Raw genomic sequence first — 23,024 nt, forward strand, 5'->3', positions numbered from 1 at the left:
AGGACGTCAACCGATTCTCTCCCCGCGAACGAACAGGCCGGTAGGTTTGAACATGAGTACGAGAATGATCAGCAGGAAGCCCATCGCGTCGCGATACCCGGTCGACAGGTAAGCGGCGCCGAGCTCCTCGCCGAACGCGAGGATGAAGCCGCCCACCACCGCGCCCTGGATGCTGCCCAGGCCGCCGAGGATCACGATCGCGAACGCCTTCAGCGCGGCGAGATCGCCCATCTGCGGCGTCACGACGAACACCGGGCCGAGCAGCGCGCCCGCGGCGGCCGCGAGACCGGAGCCGAGCGCGAACGTCGACGTGTAGATCGCGTTGATGCTGATGCCCATCAGCGACGCCGTGCCGCGATCCTGGAAGGTCGCGCGCATCGCCTTGCCGAGCCGGCTCTTGTGAATCAGCAAATAGGTGGCGAGGATCAGCAGCGCGGCCGTGGCCAGCACGAACAGGCGCAGCCACGACACCGACACCGGGCCGACGACGAGCGGATCGATCGGGAACGGCGTCTCGATCGATTTCGGCACGCCGCCCCAGATCAGCAGGTCGAGGTTCTGCATCGCGATCCAGCAACCGATCATCACGATCATCGTCGCGTCGATGTCGGCGCCGCGCATCCTGCGCAGGAACACGCGCTCGATCACCGCGCCGAGCAGCACGCCGAGCGCGATGGCCATCGCGAGCCCCGCGAAGAAGTTCCAGTGCAGCACGGAGATGAACAGGTACGCCATGAAGCCGCCGAACGCGTACAGCTCGCCGTGCGTGAAGTTGACGACGCCCATGATCCCGAGGATCAGCGTCAGGCCGATGCCGAGGAGGGCGTAGGTGCCTCCCAGGATCAGCGCGTTTGCAAGGTGTTGGCTAAGTAGGTCCACGAAGTTCTCGCTTGCCGGTGACGGCATGAAGGGACGCGGCGCGCCGAAGCGGCCGCGTCGCGCATGACGTGGTCCCGCGACCCCGTGCACGAACCGTCGCGCGGGGCCGCGGGGAACGATGCACGGAGCATCACTTGACGGGGACGATCTTCCCGTTGTCGATCCTCACGAGCGTGGTCGTCGGCGTGCTTTGTCCGCTTTCCTTGCCGGCCGGGCCGACCTTCTTGAACGCGATCGGGCCGGTGAGGCCGACCAGGTTGATCTGCCACAGCGCGCTGCGGATCTTGTCCGGATCGGTGGAACCCGCCTTCGCGACCGCCGCCGCGATCGCGCGGATGCCGTCGTAGCCGCGCGAACCTTCGGTCATCCCGTTCGGATCGAGACCGCGTTTCTTCCATTCGGTGATGAAGCTCTTCACGAGCGCCGGGTCGGCGGCGTTCTCCGGGAACCACGGCGCGAAGATCACGTCGTGCATCGTGCCGTTGGCCGCGCTGCCGGCCTGCGCGACCAGCTGATCAGGGTTCTGCGATCCGCCGGTGGTCACGATCTGGCGCTTGAGGCCCAGATCCTGTGCCTGCTTGAACAGCAGCGTCAGTTGCGCGACGTCCGTCGTGATGAACAGCGTGTCGGCGTCGGAGGCCTTGAGGGTCGCCAGTTGCGCGGACATGTCCTGGGCCGACGCGTCCATCGTCAGCACCTTGCCGATCGCCACCCCTTTTTCTTTCAGCTGGGCCTGGAATGCGGCCGCCGCGCCGAGGCCCCAGTCGTTGTTCACGACCAGGAAGTCGGCCTTGCGCACCTTGAGCGGCGCGATGTAGCGCGTGAACGCCTGGGCTTCCATCCCGTTGGTCGGACTGATCCGGAATACGTACGGATTGCCGGACACGGTGATCTTGTCGGAGCTCGACGTCTCGACCAGCATCGGCACGCGGTACTCCATCAGTTTCGGCATCACCGCGAGCGTGTAGGTCGAACCCCAGGCGCCCATCATCACCGGCACCTTGTCCTGCACGATCAGCTTTTCCGCCGCGTTGGCCGCCTCGGTCGGATTGCTCTTGTTGTCCTCCACGACGAGCTGGATCTTCATCCCGGCCACACCGCCCTTCGCGTTGATCTCGTCCGCCGCGATCTTCGCTCCGCTCGTGACGAAGTTGCCGGACGCGGCGACCGCACCCGTCAACGGCTCGTTCACGCCGATCTTCAGCGGACCGTCGGCCGCGAGCGCACTCGTGGCGGCGGCCAGCTGGATTGCCGCTGCCGCTGCGAGTGCCGTCGTTCTCCATTTTTGTGTCATGTGCTCCTCCATCCATGGTTGTGATGCGGTCTTGTCATCGCCCTCTTCTTTGTCTATGAGACTATCAATAGAACAACAGTAATTCAATAACTATCCGGCGAGGTCATGGTATTCACCGATCGGCGCATGGAAAGGCTTGCATGAACCTGTTGGCTGAATATAAGATTCCATCAATAGGACGACAGTACAACGGGATGGGTGGAGTGACTGTCGATGGCGATCCCGCAAGGGCGCGCGTGTCATTCGAGCGATTTCGAGGAGTTCATGGATCCGTTGAGCATCACGCCCGAGATAGTCGATGAGCAGGTTCTCGACAGCACCGTGCGTCACCTGCGTGAGGCCGGCATCGCGCTGCCCACGCTGCGCCAGCTCGCCGAGCCGGCCACGATGCCCGCGCACCGGTTAGCCGCGCTGGCATCGGTCGAGCCCGATGCCGCCGATGCCGCGAACCTGTGGCGCGTGCACTGGTACAACGATGCGTCGCGCCGCGCGATCGGCGACACGCCGGGGTATCTGGTGCTGCCGCGCGCGCTGACCGGCGTGTCGGCGCGGATCGTCGTCGCGCTCGGCTCGCGCTTTCCGATGATCGGCGCGCACAAGGTGCTGGCCGCGTACGCATGTCTCGTGCCGCGCCTCGTGACGGGCCGGTTCGGCCCCGCCGAGCATCGCGCGGTCTGGCCGTCGACCGGCAACTACTGCCGCGGCGGTGTGGCGATCTCCCGCATCCTCGGCTGTCGCGGCATCGCGGTGCTGCCGGCCGGCATGAGCCGCGAGCGCTTCGACTGGCTCGAACGATGGGTCGCGGATGCGACCGACATCGTCCGCACGCCGGGCTCCGAGAGCAACGTGAAGGAGATCTACGACGCGTGCGCGCAGCTCGGTCGCATCGACGGCAACGTCGTGATCAACCAGTTCTCCGAATTCGGCAACTACCTCGCCCATTACCACTGCACCGGCCGCGCGATGGAGCGGATCTTCGAACACGTGCGCGCGGGCGCCCCCGATGCGCGCCTCGCGGCCTTCGTATCGGCAACCGGCTCGGCCGGCACGATCGCGGCCGGCGACTACCTGAAGGCGCGGCACGGCGCGCGCATCGTCGCGGTGGAAGCGGCCGAATGCCCGACCATGCTCGCCAACGGCTATGGCGAACACAACATCCAGGGCATCGGTGACAAGCACATCCCGCTGATTCACAACGTGATGAACACCGACGTGGCCGTCGGCGTGTCCGACCGTGCGTCGGACGGCCTGAACCTGCTCTTCAATGCGACGGCCGGCCGCGCGTATCTGCGCGAGCGCCGCCGGCTCGACCCGGCGCTCGTCGACGCACTCGCCGAGCTCGGCATTTCCGGCTGCGCGAACGTGGTCGCCGCGATCAAGATCGCGCGCCATTTCGATCTCGACGAACGCGACACGATCGTCACGGTGGCGACCGACAGCGCGGCGATGTACGGCAGCGAGCGCGAGCAGCACGCCGCGCGGCACTACCCGGACGGCTTCGACGAAATCCATGCGGGCGAATTGTTCGGCCGCCATCTGCAGGGCATCGCCGACGACCACGTCGCCGAGCTCGCGTACGCGGACCGCAAGCGCATCTTCAATCTCGGCTACTACACGTGGGTCGAGCAGCAGGGCGTTCCGGTCGAGCTGTTCGACAGCCGGCGCCAACCGGAATTCTGGACGGCGCTGCAGCAGTCCGCGCACGCGTGGGACGGGCTGATCGACGCATTCAACGCGCGGACCGGCGCGGGACGCAACTGAGCACACGCATCGGCGCGATGCGCACAACAGGGAGGGAACATGGAAGGGACACCGTATCTGGAACTCCGCACGCGGCTCGCGAAACGCGACCGAAGTTTGCGGGAGAAGGTGATGTCGCTCGAGGAGGCCACTGCCTTCGTGAACGACCACGATCGCGTCGCGATCGGCGGCAGCACGCTGTCGCGCACGCCGATGGCGATGATCTGGGCGCTGATCCGGGCCCGCAAGCAAGGGCTGTCGGTGTCGCGCAGCATCGCGTCGAGCGAGGGCGACCTGCTGTTCGCGTCCGGCATCTGCAACCACATCGCGACCAGCTGGTTCAGCCAGGGCATCGTGTGGGGCGTGTCGAAGGTGATGCGGCACTACGTCGAGACCGGGCAGGCGCGCTATGAGGAATGGAGCCACCTGGCGATGGGCATGCGCTATCGCGCCGGCGCGATGGGCGTGCCGTTCCTGCCGATGCGCTCGATGCTCGGTTCCGACGTCGCGCGCATGCGCCCCGAAGCCCGCACGATGGAATGCCCGTACACCGGCGAGCGGCTGCTGCTGGTGCCGGCGCTGAATCCCGACGTCGCGATCATCCACGTGCAGCGCTGCGACGCATACGGCAATGCGCAGATCGACGGCCTGCAGTTCATGGACATCGACATCGCGATGGCGGCCGATCGCGTGATCCTGGTCACCGAGCGCATCGTGTCCAACGACCAGATCCGGCGCGCGCCGGACCAGACGCGCATCCCGTTCTTCGCGGTCGACGCGGTCGTCGAGCAGCAGTTCGGCTGTGCGCCGCACGAATGCACGGGCGTCTACGAGCCGCTGTTCGATCACATGGACATGTACACGTCGCTGGTCAACGGCGATCCGGTCGACGGCATGCGGCAATACCTCGAACGCTACGTGTACGAGCCGAAGGACTGGAACGCATTTCTCAACCTGATCGGGCTCGACGAACTGCTCGATGCCGTGCGCCGCGGAAGGAGCCTGCTCAATGACTGATACCACCGAATTCACCGCGGGCGAACTGCTGACGGTCATGAGTTCGCGCCTGCTCAAGGACGGCCAGATCGTGTTCGCGGGCGTCGGCGTGCCGCTGTTGTCGGCGACGCTCGCGCAGCGCCTGCGTTGCCCGGGCCTGACGATCCTGTTCGAGGGCGGCGTGATCGGCCCGATGATCGAGCCCGGCGCGCTGCCGCCGTCGACCAACGAACAGCGCTGCACCAAGCGCGCGAACATGGTGCTGAGCGCGACCGACGTGCTGTTGCTGCTGCAGCGCGGCTACGTCGACGTCGGCTTCATGGGCGGCGCGCAGATCGACCGGTACGGCAACCTCAACTCGTCGTTCATCGGCGACCCGGCGCGGCCGAAGACGCGCTTGCCGGGCACCGGCGGCGGCAACGACATCTCGAGCCTCACGCAGATGATCGTCGCGATGAAGCACGAGCGCCGCCGCTTCGTCGAGCAGGTCGACTTCGTGACGAGCCCCGGCTTCCTCAAGGGCAATACGTCGCGACACGACAGCGGGCTCTACGCGGGCGGCATGTTCCGGGTCGTCACCGACCTCGGGCTGTTCGGCTTCGCACCGGACACCAAGGCACTGCAGGTGATCGCGCTGCACGAGGGCGTCACGCTCGAGCAGGTGAACGACAACACCGGCTTCCGGGTCGCCGGCGCACGCGAAATCGCGGTGACCGAGCCGCCGAGCGCGCGCGAACTCGCGGTCGTGCGCGAGCTGGACCCGGACAAGCTGTACACCGCGTGACGGCCGCGCCGCGGCCGTTGCGACCGAGAGGCAATTCAAACTGGATGACAGGAGACGACAGATGGCAGGCTTGCATGGGACTTTCGGCATCGCCGCCCGCAACTTCACGGCATTTCCGAAAATGCCGGACGCGGCGGAGCTCGTGGAATACGGCGTGAAGATGGAGGAGCTCGGCTTCGACTCGCTGTGGGTGTGGGATCACATCCTGCTCGGGGTCGATCCAAACTTTCCGATCATCGATTCGCTGACGCTGCTGACCGCGATCGCGGCGCGCACCAAGCGGATCAGGCTGTCCACCGGGATCCTGGTGTTGCCGCTGCGCAACCCGGTGGTGCTGGCGAAGCAGTTGTCGAGCATGGACCAGATTTCGAACGGACGCCTGCTGCTCGCGATGGCCGCCGGCTGGTACAAGCGCGAATTCGATGCGGTCGGCGTGCCGTACGAGCAGCGCGGCCGCGTGATGGACGAGAACCTCGACATCATGCGGCGCTTCTGGCGCGAGGATCTCGTCTCGGGCGACTGGACCAACCACAAGATTCCCGCCGGCGTGATGTTCCCGAAGCCGGTCCAGCAGCCGTTCCCGGTGCTGATCGGCGGCTATGCGGATCGCGTGCTCAAGCGCGCGGCGACCGTCGGCGACGGCTGGCTCACTTACTTCTACAAGCCCGACGCGTTCGTCGAGTCGTGGGCGAAGGTGCGCGCGTATGCGGAGGAGGCCGGCCGCGATCCGGCCACGCTGATGAACGGCAACCAGTTGCCGATCATGGTCGGCACGTCGCGCGCCGCGGTCGAGGAAAAGATGATGGCCTGGCTCAACGTCGATTTCGACATCGCGCAGGGCAGCAAGTCGACGATGGACAGCGCGATCATGGGCTCGGTCGACGAGTGCGTCGCGCAGTTGCAGGAGCACATCGACGCCGGCGTGCAGAAGCTGATCTTCGTACCTTACAAGTACGAGATGGAGCAGATCGAGATCATCGCGAAGGAAATCATCCCGCGACTGAAGGGCCGCAAGTAATCCGGCGGCAGCGGTTCGGGGCGGCGCAGGCCGCCCGTGCGGGCCGCGCTTCGCGGTGTCGGAGCGCGGCGTCCTTCGAGGTGCGACTGGCGGGGTGACGGGCAATGAAAGGAGATCGTAGCAACGGCGCGGGTTCGCCGGAGGCGCCGCTGTCGGCGGGAAGCGGCGGCGCGCCTGCCGCGCTCGACGCGGACGGCAGGCTCACGGCGCGCGAGCGCGTGGAGCTGCTGCTCGACGCGGGATCGTTCGTCGAGTTCGGCGGGCCGTATGGCGAAAGCGCGGCGGCCGGGCCGGCCACGCTGTCCGTCGACGGCGTGGTGACGGGCGTGGGCTGCGTCAACGGCCGCCAGGTGTTCGTGTTTGCCAAGGATCGTGCCGCGCAGCGCAGCGCGATGTCGGCCGCGCAGGCCGCGAAGATCGCGCGGGTCCAGGATCTCGCGCTGCGCAGCCGGTCGCCGCTGGTCGGCATGTTCGATTCGGACGGCGCGCGCGCCGACGCGTTCGTCGCCGCGCTGGCGGGCTACGGCGGATCGTACCGGCGCAGCATCGACGCGTCGGGCACGATCCCGCAGATCGCGATCGTGTCCGGCACCTGTCCGGGCGCGGAGGCGCTGCTGCCGGCGCTGTTCGACTTCGTGTTCATGGTCGGCGACGACAGCACCGCGTTCCTCAGCGGCCCGGACGTCGTGCAGGCCGTGTCCGACGAACGCGCGAGCGCCGCGGAGCTGGGCGGCGCGGCCGTGCATGCATCGGTCACGGGCCTTGCCGACGGCGTCTGCGCGCACGACGTGACGGCGTTGCGGCAGGTGCGCCGCCTGATCGACTTCCTGCCCGAGCATCATCTCGACACGCCGTTCTGGCGCGGGTTCGACGAGCCGTCGCGGCGCGAGCCGTCGCTCGACACGCTCGTGCCGCAGGACGAAACGGCGGCCTACGACGTGCGCGAACTGATCGGCAAGGTCGCCGACGAGCGCGATTTCTTCGAGCTGAAGGAACGCTTCGCGCCCAACCTCGTGACCGGACTCGCGCGGATCGACGGCCGCACCGTCGGCGTCGTCGCCAACCAGCCGACCGCGCTCGCCGGCGTGATCGACCTCGACGCGGCGTTCAAGGCCGCGCGCTTCGTGCGCTTTTGCGACGCGTTCCATCTTCCGGTCGTCACGTTCGTCGATGCGCCCGGCTTCCTGCCGGGGGCCGCGCAGGAGCACGGCGGCATCGTCGCGCACGTCGCGCAGTTGCTGGTCGCCTACGTGCGCGCGCGCGTGCCGACCGTCACGATCGTCGTGCGCCGCGCGTATGGCGCTGCCTGGACGGCGATGGGGTCGCGCGCGCTGGGCGTCGACGTCTGCGTCGCCTGGCACGGCGCCCGGGTCGGCCTGGCCGACGGCGCGTCTGCCGCGGCCGGTGCGGGCGTGCATGCATCGCTTGACGAGGCACGGCAGGCCGGCTGCCTCGACGGCGTCATCGCGCCGGCCGACACGCGCGGGTTCATCGCGCGTTCGCTCGAGATGCTCGCGCGGCGCCGCGTTGCCGACGCGGCGCGTTCCGATACCTGATTCCGGCCCAACCAGAGACCGTGATGTTCTCGAAAATACTCATCGCCAATCGCGGCGAAATCGCTTGCCGCATCATCCGCACGGCACGCCGCATGGGCATCCGGACGGTCGCCGTGTATTCGGATACCGACCGCCGCGCGCTGCACGTGCGGCTCGCGGACGAAGCCGTCCACATCGGCCCGGCCGCGGCTGCCGAGTCGTATCTCGACATCGGGAAGATCGTCGACGCGTGCCGCCAGACCGGTGCCGACGCGGTGCACCCGGGATACGGATTCCTGTCGGAGCGCGCGGCGTTCCCGCGTGCGCTGGCTGCCGCCGGCATCGCGTTCATCGGCCCGCATCCCGATGCGATGGACGCGATGGGCGACAAGATCGCATCGAAGCAGTTCGCGCGGGCGGCCGACGTGTCGACGGTGCCGGGCTTTCTCGGCGTGATCGAGGATGCCGGCCATGCGGTGCGCATCGCCGACGAAATCGGCTACCCCGTCATGATCAAGGCGTCGGCGGGCGGCGGCGGCAAGGGGATGCGCATCGCGCATTCGGCGGCCGAAGTCGGCGAAGGATACGCGCGGGCGAAGTCGGAGGCCGCGGCGTCGTTTGGCGACGATCGCGTGTTCGTCGAAAAATTCATCGTCAATCCGCGCCATATCGAGATCCAGGTGCTCGGCGACAAGCACGGCAACCTGGTCTATCTCGGCGAGCGCGAATGCTCGATCCAGCGCCGTAACCAGAAGGTGCTCGAAGAGGCGCCGTCGCCGTTGCTCGACGACGCGACGCGCCGCGCGATGGGCGAGCAGGCCGTCGCGCTGGCGCGCGCGGTGAAGTACGACTCGGCCGGCACCGTCGAATTCGTCGTCGGGCAGGACCGCTCGTTCTACTTCCTCGAAATGAATACGCGGCTGCAGGTCGAGCATCCGGTCACCGAACTGGTCACCGGCGTCGATCTCGTCGAGCAGATGATTCGCGTCGCGGCCGGCGAGACGCTGGCACTGCGCCAGGACGACGTCCGGCTCGACGGCTGGGCGGTCGAGAGCCGCATCTATGCGGAAGACCCGTTGCGCAATTTCATGCCGTCGTCGGGGCGGCTCGTCGTCTATCGGCCACCGGAGGAAGGCGTGCACGACGGCATCACGGTGCGCAACGATACCGGCGTCTATGAAGGCGGGGAGATCCCGGTTCACTACGACCCGATGATCGCGAAGCTCGTCACCCATGCGCCGACCCGCGAACAGGCGATCGCGGCGCAGGCACAGGCGCTCGACGCATTCGCCATCGACGGCATCCGGCACAACATGGCGTTCCTGAGCGCGCTGATGCGCCATCCGCGCTGGCAGGCCGGCCGCCTGTCCACGGCCTTCATCGCGGAGGAGTTCAACGGCGGGTATGCGCTGCCTGCGCCGGCGGGCCCGGTCGCGTCGCGGCTGTGCGCGGTGGCCGCGGCGATCGACACGTTCGCGGCGCGGCGGCGCGGGCAGCGTGCCGCCGAACACGACACACACGACGCGGCACCGGTATCGCGGGTGGTGCGGCTCGACGATGCGCGATTCGACGTGACGGTGCGCGGCGCAGGCGCCGACGCGTGGATCGTATCGATCGACGGCGACGCGCAGCCGCTGGTGCTCGAATCGTCGTGGCGTCCGGGACAACTCGTCTGGCACGGCAAGATCGACGGCGAACCCGTTGCCGTGCAGGTCCGAGCGACACCGGGCGGGCTGTGGCTCGGCCATGCCGGCATGCAGGTCGACGCCCAGGTGATGTCGGCACGCGAAGCGGAACTGCTGGCGCGCATGCCGGATCTGCGCTCGGGCGACGCCGATGCGCGGCTGTGCAGTCCGATGCCGGGCGTCGTGCTGTCGGTCGCCGTAGAGGTCGGGCAGGCCGTGAGTGCGGGCGACGCCGTGTGCGTGATGGAGGCGATGAAGATGGAAATGGTGCTGCGTGCGGAGCGCGACGGCGTGGTGTCGCGCATCCACGTCGGGGCGCGCGACGTGCTGGCGGCCGACGCGGTGATCATGGAATTTTCCTGATCTCGTCGGCCGTCGCGGCATCGCGGGGCGGACATGGCGGCGTGTGCGTGTGATGCCGTCCGCTTGAAACTATGGAGTCCTGATCTTATGGAAGAGCGACATGAAAATCGGCGTGCCAGTCGAAACGAGAAGCACTGAATGTCGGGTCGCGGCGACACCCGAGACCGTGAAGAAATACGTGTCACAGGGGCATCAGGTCGTCGTGCAGGCGGGGGCGGGCGATGCGGCCGGCGTGCCGGACGACGTGTATCGCGCCGCCGGCGCGACCATCGGCACGGCGGCCGACGCATTGAGCGCGGCACTCGTGCTCAAGGTGCGTGCGCCGAACGCCGACGAGCTGGCGTTGATGTCGCCCGGCGCGGTGCTGGTCGGCATGCTCGATCCGTTCGATGCGGCCGGTCACGCGCGGATGGCCGCGCACGGCATCACGGCATTCGCGCTGGAGGCCGCGCCGCGAACCTCGCGTGCGCAAAGCATGGACGTGCTGTCGTCGCAGGCCAACATCGCCGGCTACAAGGCGATCGTCGAGGCGGCCCGGCATTATCCGCGCTTCCTGCCGATGCTGATGACCGCGGCCGGCACCATCAAGGCGGCGCGTGTGCTGGTGCTCGGCGCAGGGGTCGCCGGGTTGCAGGCCATCGCGACGGCAAAGCGGCTCGGCGCGGTGATCGAGGCGTCCGACGTGCGGCCGGCCGTGAAGGAGCAGATCGAGTCGCTCGGTGCGAAGTTCGTCGACGTGCCGCTCGAAACGGACGAGGAGCGCGACGCCGCGCAAGGCGTCGGCGGCTACGCGCGGCCGATGCCGCCGTCGTGGCTCCAGCGCCAGGCCGCGCTCGTGCACGAGCGCGCGAAGCAGGCCGACATCGTGGTCACGACCGCGCTGATCCCGGGGCGGCCCGCGCCGGTGCTGCTGACCGAGGACACGGTGCGCGCGATGAAACCCGGCTCGGTGGTCGTCGATCTCGCGGCCGGCCGCGGTGCCGACGGCGGCGGCAACTGTCCGCTCACGCGGCCCGACGAGATCGTCGTCCGGCATGGCGTCACGTTCGTCGGGCACACCAACCTGGCGTCGATGATGGCCGCCGACGCATCCGCGCTCTATGCGCGCAACGTGCAGGAATTCCTGAAGCTGATCGTGCCGGCCGCGCGCGACGGCGGCGACGCGATCGCCATCAATCCCGACGACGACATCGTAGCGGCCTGCCTGATCTGCACCGACCGCAAGGTCGTCAAACTTCATTGAGGGACGTGACATGGAAGTGGTGAATCACGCGACGATCGATCTGATCATTTTCGTGCTGGCCGTCTACGTCGGCTATCACGTGGTCTGGAACGTCACGCCGGCGCTGCACACGCCGCTGATGGCCGTCACCAACGCCATCTCGGCGATCGTCCTCGTCGGCGCGATGCTCGCCGCCGGGCTGACCGAATCGTGGCTCGGCAAGTCGATGGGCACGCTCGCGGTCACGCTGGCCGCCGTCAACGTGTTCGGCGGCTTTCTGGTCACGCAGCGGATGCTCGACATGTTCCGCAAGAAGGACGGCAAACCGGCCGCGGGAGGCACGCGATGAGCACCGACATGGTTACGTTGCTGTACCTCGTTGCCTCGATCTGCTTCATCCAGGCGTTGAAGGGCTTGTCCCATCCGCGCACGGCGCGCCGCGGCAACCTGTTCGGGATGGCCGGCATGTCGATCGCCGCGCTGACGACCGTCGCCGTCGTGGTCCGGCTTGCCGGCGACGCCGCGCAGCAGGGCTTTTCCGGGCTCGGGCTGATCGGCGCCGGCCTGGTCGTCGGCGGCGGCATCGGCGCGTTTCTCGCGCGCAACGTGCAGATGACCAAGATGCCCGAGCTCGTCGCGGCGATGCATTCGCTGATCGGGCTGGCGGCCGTCGCGATCGCGGTGGCCGCGGTCGCCGAGCCGGCCGCGCTCGGCATCGTTCCCGCCGGCGTGCATGCGCTGCCGCCGGGCAACCGCATCGAGCTGTTCATCGGCACGTTCATCGGCGCGATCACGTTCTCGGGTTCCGTGATTGCATTCGGCAAGCTGTCCGGGCGCTACACGCTGCGGCTGTTCCAGGGCGCGCCCGTGCAGTTTCGCGGCCAGCACCCACTGAATCTCGTGCTCGCGCTCGTGATGCTCGGTTGCGGCATCGCGTTCTTCCTGTCGCAGGCGTGGTTGCCATTCATCGTCATGACGGCGATCGCGTTCGCGCTGGGCGTGCTGATCATCATCCCGATCGGCGGGGCCGACATGCCGGTCGTCGTGTCGATGCTGAACTCGTACTCGGGATGGGCCGCCGCCGGCATCGGCTTCTCGCTGAACAACGCGATGCTGATCATCGCGGGATCGCTGGTCGGTTCGTCCGGCGCGATCCTGTCGTACATCATGTGCCGCGCGATGAACCGGTCGTTCTTCAACGTGCTGCTCGGCGGCTTCGGCGCGCAGGCCGCGGAAGCGGCGGCGGGAGACGGCGCGCAGCGCAACGTGAAGTCCGGTTCGCCCGATGACGCGAGCTTCCTGCTCGGCAACGCCGAGCGCGTGATCATCGTCCCCGGATACGGGCTGGCCGTTGCCCGTGCGCAGCACGCCCTGAAGGAGCTGACGGAGAAACTCGCGCACCACGGCGTCGCCGTGAAGTATGCGATTCACCCGGTCGCCGGTCGCATGCCGGGCCACATGAACGTGCTGCTGGCCGAAGCCGAGGTGCCGTACGATCAGGTGTTCGAGATGGAGGACATCAACGGCGAATTCGGCCAGACCGACGTCGTGCTGGTGCTCGGCGCGAACGACGTCGTGAACCCGGCGGCGAAGAACGATCCGGCCTCGCCGATCGCGGGGATGCCGATCCTCGACGCCTACAAGGCGCGCACCGTCATCGTCAACAAGCGCTCGATGGCGGCCGGTTATGCCGGGCTCGACAACGAGCTGTTCTACATGGACAAGACGATGATGGTGTTCGGCGATGCGAAGAAGGTCGTCGAGGACATGGTCAAGGCGGTAGGCGCGTGACCCGCCGACGGGGCCCGGCACGGCAACGCCGGGCTCCGTTTCCCTCCGGGTCATTCGATCGGTCGTTATATAATGCGATCATTAGGACGACAGGGGAAGGATAGTGGCAACCTTGGATCGGCGTGGCCAGGTCCCGATGTATAGCCAGGTGGCGAGCGCGTTGCAGCGCCGGATCGAATCCGGCGAGTGGCAGCCCGGCCATCAGATCTCGACGCTCCAGGAGCTCGAGGAAGAATTTCAGGTTGCGCGCGTGACCGTCCGGCAAGCTGTGGAGCTGCTGGAGCGGGAAGGGCTCGTCGTGCGCAAGCAGGGGCGCGGCACGTTCGTGACGAACGGCGTGGCCGACAAGCGCTGGCTGCGGCTCGAAACGACCTGGGAGAGCCTGACCGACGGCATTCGTCATAACGTGCCGCGTTTCATCAAGGTCGAGAACCCGCCACCGTTTCCGAAACTGCGTGCCGACGAAGGCGAGGATGCGTTCGCGCTCGCACCCGAGTACGTCTATCTGCGCAGCCTGCAGCTCAAGGACGGCAAGCCTTACGGTCTCGTCAACCTGCATCTCGCCAAGGATGTCTTCGATCGCCGCAAGAGCGCGTTTCTGAAGCAGACCGCGTTGCCGGTGCTGGCCGCGATGGAAGACGTCAGCATCGCGCATGCGCACCAGACGATCGTGATCGGCACCGCGGATCGCGACGCGGCCGAGCTGCTGGAGGTGCCGCTCAGCGCGCCGACGGCCGAATGCCGATGCATCGTCGCGGACGAGAACGGCGTGGCCATCTACGTGGCCGAGATCGTTTATCGCAGCGACTGCATCAAGCTGTTCATCGACTTGCTCGATCGCGTGACGCCGTCGTCGCCGGGCAAGCCGGCGCGCAAGCAAACGAAGAAGAACGCGGCGTAACCCGCGCGTTGTTCAGGCGCGCCGTGCATCGCGCACGGTGCGTGGCCGGGCGGAGCGCCGCCCGGCGCCGTCTGCCTTTGCGCGTCTCCCCGTATCTCCCGCGTTTCCCGTTCCCGTCTGTTGCCGGCACTATTGCCGCTGCGTCATCCGACACCGGCGCGTTCGCGCACGCACCTCCTTCTTGCTGTTCACATTAAGTTGTTCTATAGTTAGAACAACAGGAACACATAACGCGCTCGCAAAAAGCGTTGCGCGGAATTCACCAGGAGGAGGCTGACATGCGTGTCGAGGATATTCTGAAATACAAGGCGAACCATGTGATCACCGTCACGCCGGACACGACGTTGTCGGAGTGTGTCGTGCTCATGTCGGATCGTGATCTGGGTTCGCTCGTCGTGGTCGAGGCAGGGCGCCTGGTCGGGTTGCTGACGTTCCGCGAAGTCATCAACGTGCTTGCGAAGCGGCAGCGCGAGTTTCGTTCCGGCCCGACCCCGACCTTCATGCAGATCACCGTCCGCCAGGTCATGACGCCCGAGCCGATGGTCACCGATTCGGCGATGGACGTCGCCGAGCTGCGCGCGTTGATGGTCAGCCATCGCCAACGCTATTTGCCCGTGGTCGACGGCGATCGGCTGCGCGGGATCATTTCATTCCACGACGTCGCGAAGGCCGTGCACGAGGAACAGGCATTCGAGAACCGGATGCTGAAGGAGTACATCCGCGACTGGCCCGTCGAGGAACACGCGGTGTATTGAGCGAGGATGCGCGATGCGCAGGCGGATTGCCGATGGGGTGCGCGTGAACAATGGATAGCATCGATCTCGAGGTGTTGACGGCCGCGGCAAGCTGGTCGGCCGCCGGCCGGCGCGTATTGCTCGTGACCGTCGTCAAGACGTGGGGTTCGTCGCCGCGGCCGGAAGGCGCGATGCTGGCCGTGCGCGACGACGGGCTGGCGGCCGGTTCCGTATCCGGCGGCTGCATCGAGGACGACATCGTCGACCGGGTCCGACGCAACGGCGTGAGCGGCGACGGGCCGGCGCTCGTCCGGTACGGCGTGTCCGCGGACGAAGCGCATCGCTTCGGGCTGCCGTGCGGCGGCACGATCGAACTGGTGCTGGAGCCGGTCCGCGCGGAAAGCCGGATCGACGATCTGTGCGCGGCCGTCAAGGCCGGGCGGCTCGTGACGCGCACGCTCGATCTGGCGAGCGGCAACGCGCGCGTGGATGCCGCCGACGGCGCGACCGGCGTCGCGATCGTCGACGGCCGGCTGATCGTGCCGCACGGCCCGCGTTACCGGATGCTGGTGATCGGCGCCGGGCAACTGTCGCGCTATCTGTGTGCGATGGCGACAGGCCTCGGTTACCGGATCACCGTGTGCGATCCGCGCGAGCAGGCGTTCGATGCGTGGGATCTGCCCGACACGTCGCTCGTGCGGACGATGCCCGACGACACCGTGATCGACATGAAGCTCGACGCGCACAGCGCGGTCGTGACGCTGACGCACGATCCGAAGCTCGACGACCTCGCGCTGATGGAGGCGCTTCGGACGCCGGCGTTCTATGTGGGCGCGATCGGTTCGCGCCGGAACAACGCCGCGCGCCGCGAGCGGCTGCGCGAATTCGACCTGAGCGATACGCAGGTCGCACGCTTGCGCGGGCCGGTCGGGATATTCATCGGCAGCCGGACGCCGCCGGAGATCGCGGTGTCGATTCTGGCCGAAGTCACGGCGGTCAAGAACGGCGTGGCCATTCCGGACATCATGGCGGTCGCGCCGGCGAAGCGAGCACGTGAAGGGCTTGCCCGGGTGGCGGATGTCGGGATGGCGGGGTGAGGGCGGATGACCGTCTTGTGACATGCCCTGCTTGACGGCGCGGATTCGCCCTCGTTGCCGTCTGCTTTCAACGTCCCCGCCGCCCGAAACCTCCTCCGGGAGAACCCCAGGTTGCACGCGGTGACCCATGCGTTTATCTTTCTACATCATACGTATGATCTAGAGAGCATTCATGGTGACCCTACACCGTCAGGTACTGAACCAGATGGGCGAGCAGATCTGCTCGGGCCAACTGGCGCCCGGCGACGTCCTCCCGTCCGAGGACGAACTCGCCGAACAACTTCAGGTCAGCCGCATCACCATCCGCGAAACGGTCAAGTCGCTGTCCGCGAAAGGGATGCTGCAAGTGCGCCGCCGCTACGGCACGGTCGTGCTGCCGCGCTCGCAATGGCAGTTGTTCGATCCGGACGTCATCACGTGGCGCGCCCGTGCGGGCACGGTCGACGAGAGCCTGATCCAGGACCTGATGGAACTGCGCGTGATCATCGAGCCGAACGCAGCCAGGCTCGCCGCCCGGCGCGCGACCGATGAAGATCGCATCGCGATCCGGCGCGCGTACCGGGCGATGGAACGCGCGGTCGCGGGCGACGGCGCCTATGTGCCCGCCGATCTCGCGTTTCACGGCGCGATCCTTACCGCCTGCCACAACCAGTTCGTCCAGCAGATGCAGAACGCGCTGTCGTCCATCCTGCAGACGAGCTTCGAACTCAGTTCGGAGATCGCAGGCGGTCCGGCCCGGTCGCTGCCGATGCACGAAGCGCTGTGCGTCGCGATCGAAAACGGCGACGAGGCCGCCGCGGAACAAGCGGTGCTCACGCTCATCCGGCGCGCCGAGCAGGACTTCGAGGATCGCGCCGCGCTGAACCGCGCGGCAACCCGCACACGCACCTGACGCCCTGACACCCTGACGGCAGATCCGGCATTGACTTCATCGCGACCGGCGACGGTCGCGAGGGGCGCCCGCGCGCCCGATTTCTGATCATCGAGAGGAATACGAGCAACATGACTTCACTATTCGACCTGAGCGGCCGCACGGCGCTCGTCACCGGTTCGGCGCGCGGTATCGGCTTCGCGCTGGCCGAAGGACTCGCGAAAGCCGGCGCGCGCGTCGTGCTGAACGGAACGCAGCCCGACACGGTCGCCGCCGCGGTCGCGCGACTCGCCGACCAGGGATTCGACGCGCAAGGCCGCGCGTTCGACGTGACCGACGAGCAGGCTGTCGCCGATGCGTTCCGGCAATGGGACGACGCCGGCGTGCAGATCGACATCGTCGTCAACAACGCGGGCATTCAGTTTCGCAAGCCGCTCGTCGAGCTCGAACTGGCCGACTGGCAGCGCGTGATCGACACCAACCTGACGAGCGCGTTCATCGTCGCGCGGCAGGCGGCGCGGCGCATGATCGCGCGCGGCACGGGCGGCAAGATCGTCAACATCGGCTCGCTCACGAGCGAGGCGGCGCGTGCGACGGTCGGCGCGTACACGGCCGCCAAGGGCGGCATCAAGATGCTGACCCGCGCGATGAGCGCCGAATGGGCATCGTCGAACATTCAGGCGAACGCGATCGGCCCCGGCTACATCCTGACCGACATGAACCAGCCGCTCGTCGAGAACGCGGCGTTCGATGCCTGGGTCAGGAGCAGCAACCCGACGCAACGCTGGGGCAAGCCGGAGGAGCTCGTCGGCACGGCCGTGTACCTCGCGTCGGCGGCGTCGAGCTACGTGAACGGCCAGATCATCTACGTCGACGGCGGCTGGCTGGCCGTCCTTTAAACGATCCGCGCGAACGAAACCCATACCCGAGGCCGCCCGAACCCCATCAGGGCGCCCGCGCGCCACACCTGTCCGGAGACATCATGGAAAGCGCCAAACCCGTTGCACCGCAAAGATGGTGGTATCTGATGCCGATCATCTTCATCACGTACAGCCTCGCGTATCTCGATCGCGCCAATTACGGCTTCGCGGCGGCGGCCGGGATCGACAAGGATCTCGGCATCACGCACGGCATGTCGTCGCTGATCGGCTCGCTGTTTTTCCTCGGCTATTGCCTGTTCCAGGTGCCGGGCGCGATCTACGCGCAGCGCAACAGCGTGAAGAAACTGATCTTCTTCAGCCTGATCCTGTGGGGCCTGTGCGCGGCGGCGACCGGGATGGTCAGCAACATTCCGATGCTGATGGTGCTGCGCTTCGTGCTCGGCGTGGTCGAGGCGGCGGTCATGCCGTCGATGCTGATGTACATCAGCCGCTGGTTCACGCGCACCGAACGCTCGCGCGCGAATACGTTCCTGATTCTCGGCAATCCGGTGACCGTGTTGTGGATGTCGGTGGTGTCGGGCTATCTGGTCCACAGCTTCGGATGGCGCGAGATGTTCGTCATCGAAGGCGTGCCGGCGCTGGCATGGGCGGTCGTCTGGTGGTTCACCGTGAAGGACCGTCCGGCCGACGCGCCGTGGATGACCGATGCCGAGAAGGTCGAACTCGATGCACGCCTGAAAGCCGAGCAGGCGCATATCGCACCGGTGCGCGACTACAAGGCGGCTTTCCGTTCGTCGGTAGTCCTGAAGTGCTGCGTGATTCATGCGCTGTGGAGCATCGGCGTCTACGGCTTCATCATGTGGCTGCCGTCGATCCTCAAATCCGCGGCGACGATCGACATCGTGTCGGTGGGCTGGCTCGCCGCCGTGCCGTATCTCGCCGCGATCATCCTGATGCTGCTCGCGTCGTGGCTGTCGGACAGGACGCACAACCGCAAGCTGTTCGTCTGGCCGCTGCTGCTGATCGGCACGATTGCGCTCGTGGGGTCCTACCTGGTCGGCGAGTCGCACTTCTGGATCTCGTTCACGCTGCTCGTCGTGGCAGGCGCAACGATGTACGCGCCGTACGGGCCGTTCTTCGCGCTCGTGCCGGAACTCGTTCCGAGCAACGTGCTCGGCGGCGCGATCGGCGTCATCAATTCGAGCGGCGCACTGGGCGCGTTCCTCGGCTCGTGGGTCGTCGGCTATCTGAACGGCGCGACCGGCAGCCCGTCGGCGTCCTACATCTTCATGGCGGTTGCGCTGCTGCTGTCGGTGATCCTGATGATCACGGTGCCGGGGCGTGCGGAGCAACGCGCCGCCGGCGAAGCGACCGTCTCGCTGCGCCGCACCTGATGCCGCGCGCCGTTCGATTCATCGACTGAATTTTGGTAAATCAAACATGACCACCCCGATTACCGATGTAAAGGTCATCCTGACCGCGCCGGAAGGCATCAACCTGATCGTCGTCAAGATCGAGACCGCTCAGCCCGGCTTGTACGGCCTCGGCTGCGCGACGTTCGCGTACCGGCACGTCGCGGTCAAATGCGTGATCGAGGAGTACCTGCGGCCGCTGCTGATCGGACGCGACGCGCAAGCCATCGAGGAACTCTGGCAGTTGATGCACCAGAACGCTTACTGGCGCAACGGGCCGATCGAAAACAACGCGATTTCGGGCGTCGACATGGCGTTGTGGGACCTCAAGGGCAAGATGGCGAACATGCCGCTGTATCAGCTGTTCGGCGGCAAGTGCCGCGAAGGCGTGCCGGTCTATCGGCATGCGGATGGGCGCGACCTGAGCGAGCTGTGCGAGAACATCCAGCGGTATCGCGAGCAGGGCATCACGCACATCCGCTGCCAGAGCGGCGGTTACGGCGGCGACGGCTACGGCCACGCGCCGGCGAGCGCACCGCACGGTGCAGCCGATGGCGTCTATCTCGACAGCCGGAAATACATGCGGGACACGCTGAAGCTGTTCGACGGGATCCGCAGCAAGATCGGCTTCGACGTCGAGCTGTGCCATGACGTCCATGAGCGCCTGAAGCCGGTCGACGCGATTCGCTTCGCGCGCGAGCTCGAACCGTTCGAGCTGTTCTTTCTCGAAGACGCGATCGCGCTGGAAGAGGGCGAATGGATCCGCCAGTTGCGCGAGAAGACGAGCACGCCGCTCGCGCAAGGCGAGCTGTTCAACAATCCGTACGAGTGGCGCTTCCTGATCACCGAGCGGCTGATCGACTTCATCCGCGTGCACCTGAGCCAGATCGGCGGTATCACGGCCGGACGAAAGCTGCAGATCTTCGCCGAGCAGTTCGGCGTGAGAACGGCGTGGCACGGCCCCGGCGACATGTCGCCGCTCGCGCATGCGGCGAACATCCATATCGATCTCGCGTCGCGCAACTTCGGCGTGCAGGAATGGTCGGGCACCGAGCCGCCCAATTTCGTGATCCAGGATCTGAAGGGGCCGAGGGCGGCATTGCTCGATGTATTCCCGGGCCTGCCCGAATTCCGGAACGGCTACGTCTATGCGAACGACAAGCCGGGGCTGGGGGTCGATATCGACGAAGCGGAGGCCGCGAAATATCCGTGCGAAAACACGGTGACGACCTGGACGCAGACGCGGCTGAAGGACGGGACGTTGCAGACGCCGTGATGCATCGTTGCGCGAGCGGGTTTCGATTCCGGGTTTCGCCTGTCACCGTGCCCGCGCGCAGCCGCCTCCCGGTCAGCGCCGCGCCGCGCGCACCGCTTCGAACGGCGGGCTGCCGATCTGCCGCTCCAGTTGCCCGGCGCGCCGGTAGATGGCCTGCATGAGCAGCGTCGCGTTGCGCGTCGGCGGCGAGAACTTCGAGTAGACGAACGTCGCGATCATCTCGAGATTCTCGACGAGCGGGCGCACCACGCAATCGGCGCCTTGCGCGGCGAACTCGTCGACGATGGCGAGCCCGAGCCCGCCGCGCACCAGCGCGAGCGCCTGGTCCGCGCGCGTCACCTCGACGACCGACGTGAGTTCGACGTCGGCCTGCTGGCAGGCGCGCGCGATCACCGTGCCGAACGGAATGTCGCGCCTGAACAGGATCATCGGTTCCGCTTCGAGATCGGCCAGCGCGATGCGCGGCCGGGCCGCGAGCGGATGATCGGCCGGCAGCGCGCACACCATGCGCCCGCGCATGAACGGCACGACGTCGAGATGTTCGTGCTCGATCGGCATCGACGTCACGGCGACGTCGACGGTCTTGCTGAGCACTTCCAGCGGCATTTCGGCCATCAACGTCGTGTGCCAGTCGACCCGGAGCCCCGGCAGCTTGCGTTTGAGTTCGACGATCGCCGGCGCGATGATCGTCGTCGCGAGCGACGGGCTGCACGACACGCGCAACAGGCTGGCCGGCCCGAGCGCCAGCGCGCGCGCGAATTCGTCGACGCGCAGCGCCGACTGGTAGACCTGCTCGACCTCCCGAAACAGCGCCTGCGCTTCCGCGGTCGGAATCAGCCGGCCTTTCGTGCGCTCGAACAGGCGCAGGCCGAGCGTCGTTTCCGTGTGCGACACGAGCTTGCTGACGGCCGGCTGCGACACGTACAGCATCTTCGCGGCCGCGTTGATCGACCCGGTGAGCATCACCGCGCGAAACACTTCCATTTGCCGCAGCTTGAAACGCATGTCCTTTCTCGCCGTCGCGCGTCGCGCCCGGGCCATTAACCAAAAGTTATAGGATAGCCGAAACTCGGCATACGACAGCGCGGCGGCAACTCCCTAGTATCTCCATCGAGGAATGCGCCGGCCGGAACGAGTTCCAGGAACCGGCGTGCCCACCAGACCCATGATGGAGACACGATGAACTCGACCCGGACGTCCCAGGCGCCAGCCGCCGCCGCGAGCCAGAGCGCCGCCGCCGTGCGCACCCGCACGCGCTTCGGTATCCTCGCGCTGCTCGCGATCGGCACGATGATCAACTATCTCGACCGCAGCGTCGCGGGCATCGCGGCGCCGGGCATGAGCCACGATCTCGGGCTGACGCCGGCGCTGATGGGCGTGATCTTCTCGGCATTCTCGTGGACCTACACGGCGTCGCAGATCCCGGGCGGCTTGTTGCTGGATCGTGTCGGCACGCGCTGGACCTACTTCTTCGCGTTGACGCTGTGGTCGTTTTTTACCGGGTTGCAAGGGCTTGCGACCGGGTTCGTGTCGTTGCTCGTGATGCGTCTGCTGATCGGCGCGGCCGAGGCGCCGTGCTTCCCGACGAACAGCCGCGTCGTGGCGGTCTGGTTTCCGCAGAGCGAGCGGGCGCGCGCGACGGGCGTCTACACGTTCGCCGAATACGTCGGGCTGGCGTTTCTCAGCCCGCTGCTGTTCTGGATCGACCAGCACTACGGATGGCGCGCGCTGTTCGGGATCGTCGGCGTGGTGGGGATCGCGTTCGGCGCCGTGTGGCTGCTGCGCTTTCACGAGCCGCACCAGTCGACGCGCGCGAACCGTGCCGAACTCGACCATATCGCGAACGGCGGCGGCGTCGTCGACGGCAACCGCGACGTGATGCGCTTTCGCTGGTCCGACGTCGGCGCGCTGCTGCGCCGGCGCTGCATGTTCGGCATCTGCATCGGCCAGTTCGCGTGCAACTCGACCAACGTGTTCTTCCTGACCTGGTTCCCGACTTATCTCGTCACCGAGCGCCACATGCCGTGGCTGAAGGTCGGCATCGTCGCGATGCTGCCGTTCATCGCGGCGTCGGCGGGCACGCTGTCGGGCGGCTGGATCTCCGACGCGATGCTGCGCCGCGGCGTGTCGCTGAACTGGGCGCGCAAGTTGCCGGTGATCTCCGGGCTGCTGCTGGCGTCGACGATCGTGCTCGCGAACTATGTGGATTCGACCGCCGCCGTGATCGCGATTCTGTGCGTCGCGTACTTCGCGCAAGGGATGTCCGCACTGGCGTGGATGATCGTCTCCGACATCGCGCCGAAAGGCCTGCTCGGCCTGAGCGGGGGCATCTTCAACCTGTTCGCGAACGCGGCCGGCATCGTCACGCCACTCGTCATCGGGCTGATCGTCAATGCGACGGGCTCGTTCGTGTATGCACTCGCGTTCATTTCGGCCGTCACGCTGGTCGGGGCGCTCTCGTATGTGTTCGTGGTCGGCGACATCAGGCGGATCGAGCTGACCGGCCGCGAATCCTCCCGTATCTGAACTTTCAAAGGATAGGTTT

The 23,024-nt window shown here is 66.9% G+C and carries 20 protein-coding genes; 17 read left to right on the top strand and 3 right to left on the bottom strand.

The features are described 5' to 3' along the window. Positions 1-6 precede the first annotated feature (6 nt). Together BX604_RS24550 and BX604_RS24555 are read right to left on the bottom strand one after the other, a co-directional pair. Positions 7-879, bottom strand: a complete 873-nt coding sequence (locus BX604_RS24550) for a branched-chain amino acid ABC transporter permease (protein WP_175775193.1) — start codon at positions 877-879, stop codon at positions 7-9. 130 nt (positions 880-1,009) lie between these two features. Then, positions 1,010-2,173 carry an ABC transporter substrate-binding protein gene (locus BX604_RS24555; RefSeq protein WP_098554025.1) on the bottom strand — a complete coding sequence of 388 codons (1,164 nt, stop codon included), beginning with the start codon at positions 2,171-2,173 and terminating at the stop codon, positions 1,010-1,012. A gap of 213 nt (positions 2,174-2,386) precedes the next feature. On the opposite strand from BX604_RS24555, the gene BX604_RS24560 reads away from it, so the two are divergent. The 16 genes from BX604_RS24560 (at position 2,387) to BX604_RS24635 (ending at position 20,479) form a co-directional block, all read left to right on the top strand. Further along, positions 2,387-3,934, top strand: a complete 1,548-nt coding sequence (locus tag BX604_RS24560; protein ID WP_257146410.1) for a pyridoxal-phosphate dependent enzyme — start codon at positions 2,387-2,389, stop codon at positions 3,932-3,934. 39 nt (positions 3,935-3,973) lie between these two features. Further along, entirely contained in the window at positions 3,974-4,930 is a 957-nt protein-coding gene (locus BX604_RS24565) for a CoA transferase subunit A (RefSeq protein WP_098553439.1), read from the top strand. Beyond that, positions 4,923-5,693, top strand: coding sequence for a CoA-transferase subunit beta (locus BX604_RS24570; protein WP_098553440.1), 771 nt, complete (start codon positions 4,923-4,925; stop codon positions 5,691-5,693). The genes BX604_RS24565 and BX604_RS24570 overlap by 8 nt, the downstream gene beginning before the upstream one ends. A gap of 61 nt (positions 5,694-5,754) precedes the next feature. Further along, positions 5,755-6,711, top strand: a complete 957-nt coding sequence (locus tag BX604_RS24575) for an LLM class flavin-dependent oxidoreductase (protein WP_098553441.1) — start codon at positions 5,755-5,757, stop codon at positions 6,709-6,711. 104 nt (positions 6,712-6,815) lie between these two features. Continuing rightward, entirely contained in the window at positions 6,816-8,267 is a 1,452-nt protein-coding gene (locus tag BX604_RS24580) for an acyl-CoA carboxylase subunit beta (RefSeq protein WP_098553442.1), read from the top strand. Positions 8,268-8,290: 23 nt separating this feature from the next. After that, positions 8,291-10,294 (top strand): acetyl-CoA carboxylase biotin carboxylase subunit, encoded by a 2,004-nt coding sequence (locus BX604_RS24585; RefSeq protein WP_098553443.1) that lies wholly within the window; start codon positions 8,291-8,293, stop codon positions 10,292-10,294. Positions 10,295-10,394: 100 nt separating this feature from the next. Next, the gene (locus BX604_RS24590; protein ID WP_098553444.1) at positions 10,395-11,537 is read left to right on the top strand and encodes a Re/Si-specific NAD(P)(+) transhydrogenase subunit alpha; all 1,143 of its coding nucleotides are present in this window, start codon (positions 10,395-10,397) and stop codon (positions 11,535-11,537) included. Between the two features lie 10 nt (positions 11,538-11,547). Then, positions 11,548-11,865 carry an NAD(P) transhydrogenase subunit alpha gene (locus tag BX604_RS24595; RefSeq protein ID WP_098553445.1) on the top strand — a complete coding sequence of 106 codons (318 nt, stop codon included), beginning with the start codon at positions 11,548-11,550 and terminating at the stop codon, positions 11,863-11,865. Further along, the gene (locus tag BX604_RS24600; protein WP_098553446.1) at positions 11,862-13,307 is read left to right on the top strand and encodes an NAD(P)(+) transhydrogenase (Re/Si-specific) subunit beta; all 1,446 of its coding nucleotides are present in this window, start codon (positions 11,862-11,864) and stop codon (positions 13,305-13,307) included. Before BX604_RS24595 ends, BX604_RS24600 begins: the two co-directional genes overlap by 4 nt. 136 nt (positions 13,308-13,443) lie before the next feature. Further along, entirely contained in the window at positions 13,444-14,208 is a 765-nt protein-coding gene (locus BX604_RS24605) for a GntR family transcriptional regulator (protein ID WP_098553447.1), read from the top strand. A 278-nt stretch (positions 14,209-14,486) separates the two neighbouring features. Beyond that, positions 14,487-14,963, top strand: coding sequence for a CBS domain-containing protein (locus BX604_RS24610; protein WP_098553448.1), 477 nt, complete (start codon positions 14,487-14,489; stop codon positions 14,961-14,963). 50 nt (positions 14,964-15,013) lie between these two features. Continuing rightward, complete coding sequence (locus BX604_RS24615; protein WP_098553449.1) at positions 15,014-16,039, top strand: XdhC family protein; 1,026 nt, start codon at positions 15,014-15,016, stop codon at positions 16,037-16,039. 172 nt (positions 16,040-16,211) lie between these two features. Beyond that, a complete protein-coding gene (locus tag BX604_RS24620) occupies positions 16,212-16,931 on the top strand; it encodes a FadR/GntR family transcriptional regulator (RefSeq protein WP_098553450.1) in 720 nt (239 codons plus the stop codon). 110 nt (positions 16,932-17,041) lie between these two features. Continuing rightward, a complete protein-coding gene (locus BX604_RS24625; RefSeq protein WP_098553451.1) occupies positions 17,042-17,809 on the top strand; it encodes an SDR family oxidoreductase in 768 nt (255 codons plus the stop codon). An 83-nt stretch (positions 17,810-17,892) separates the two neighbouring features. After that, complete coding sequence (locus BX604_RS24630; RefSeq protein ID WP_098553452.1) at positions 17,893-19,185, top strand: MFS transporter; 1,293 nt, start codon at positions 17,893-17,895, stop codon at positions 19,183-19,185. Between the two features lie 46 nt (positions 19,186-19,231). Then, a complete protein-coding gene (locus BX604_RS24635; RefSeq protein WP_098553453.1) occupies positions 19,232-20,479 on the top strand; it encodes an enolase C-terminal domain-like protein in 1,248 nt (415 codons plus the stop codon). Between the two features lie 72 nt (positions 20,480-20,551). Here BX604_RS24635 and BX604_RS24640 read toward each other — a convergent pair whose 3' ends face one another. Further along, entirely contained in the window at positions 20,552-21,484 is a 933-nt protein-coding gene (locus BX604_RS24640; RefSeq protein ID WP_098554026.1) for a LysR family transcriptional regulator, read from the bottom strand. 174 nt (positions 21,485-21,658) lie between these two features. On the opposite strand from BX604_RS24640, the gene BX604_RS24645 reads away from it, so the two are divergent. Further along, the gene (locus tag BX604_RS24645) at positions 21,659-23,005 is read left to right on the top strand and encodes an MFS transporter (RefSeq protein WP_098553454.1); all 1,347 of its coding nucleotides are present in this window, start codon (positions 21,659-21,661) and stop codon (positions 23,003-23,005) included. The last annotated feature ends 19 nt before the right edge of the window (positions 23,006-23,024 follow it).

Source organism: Burkholderia sp. JKS000303 (assembly GCF_002563755.1).
Lineage (GTDB): Bacteria > Pseudomonadota > Gammaproteobacteria > Burkholderiales > Burkholderiaceae > Burkholderia > Burkholderia anthina_B.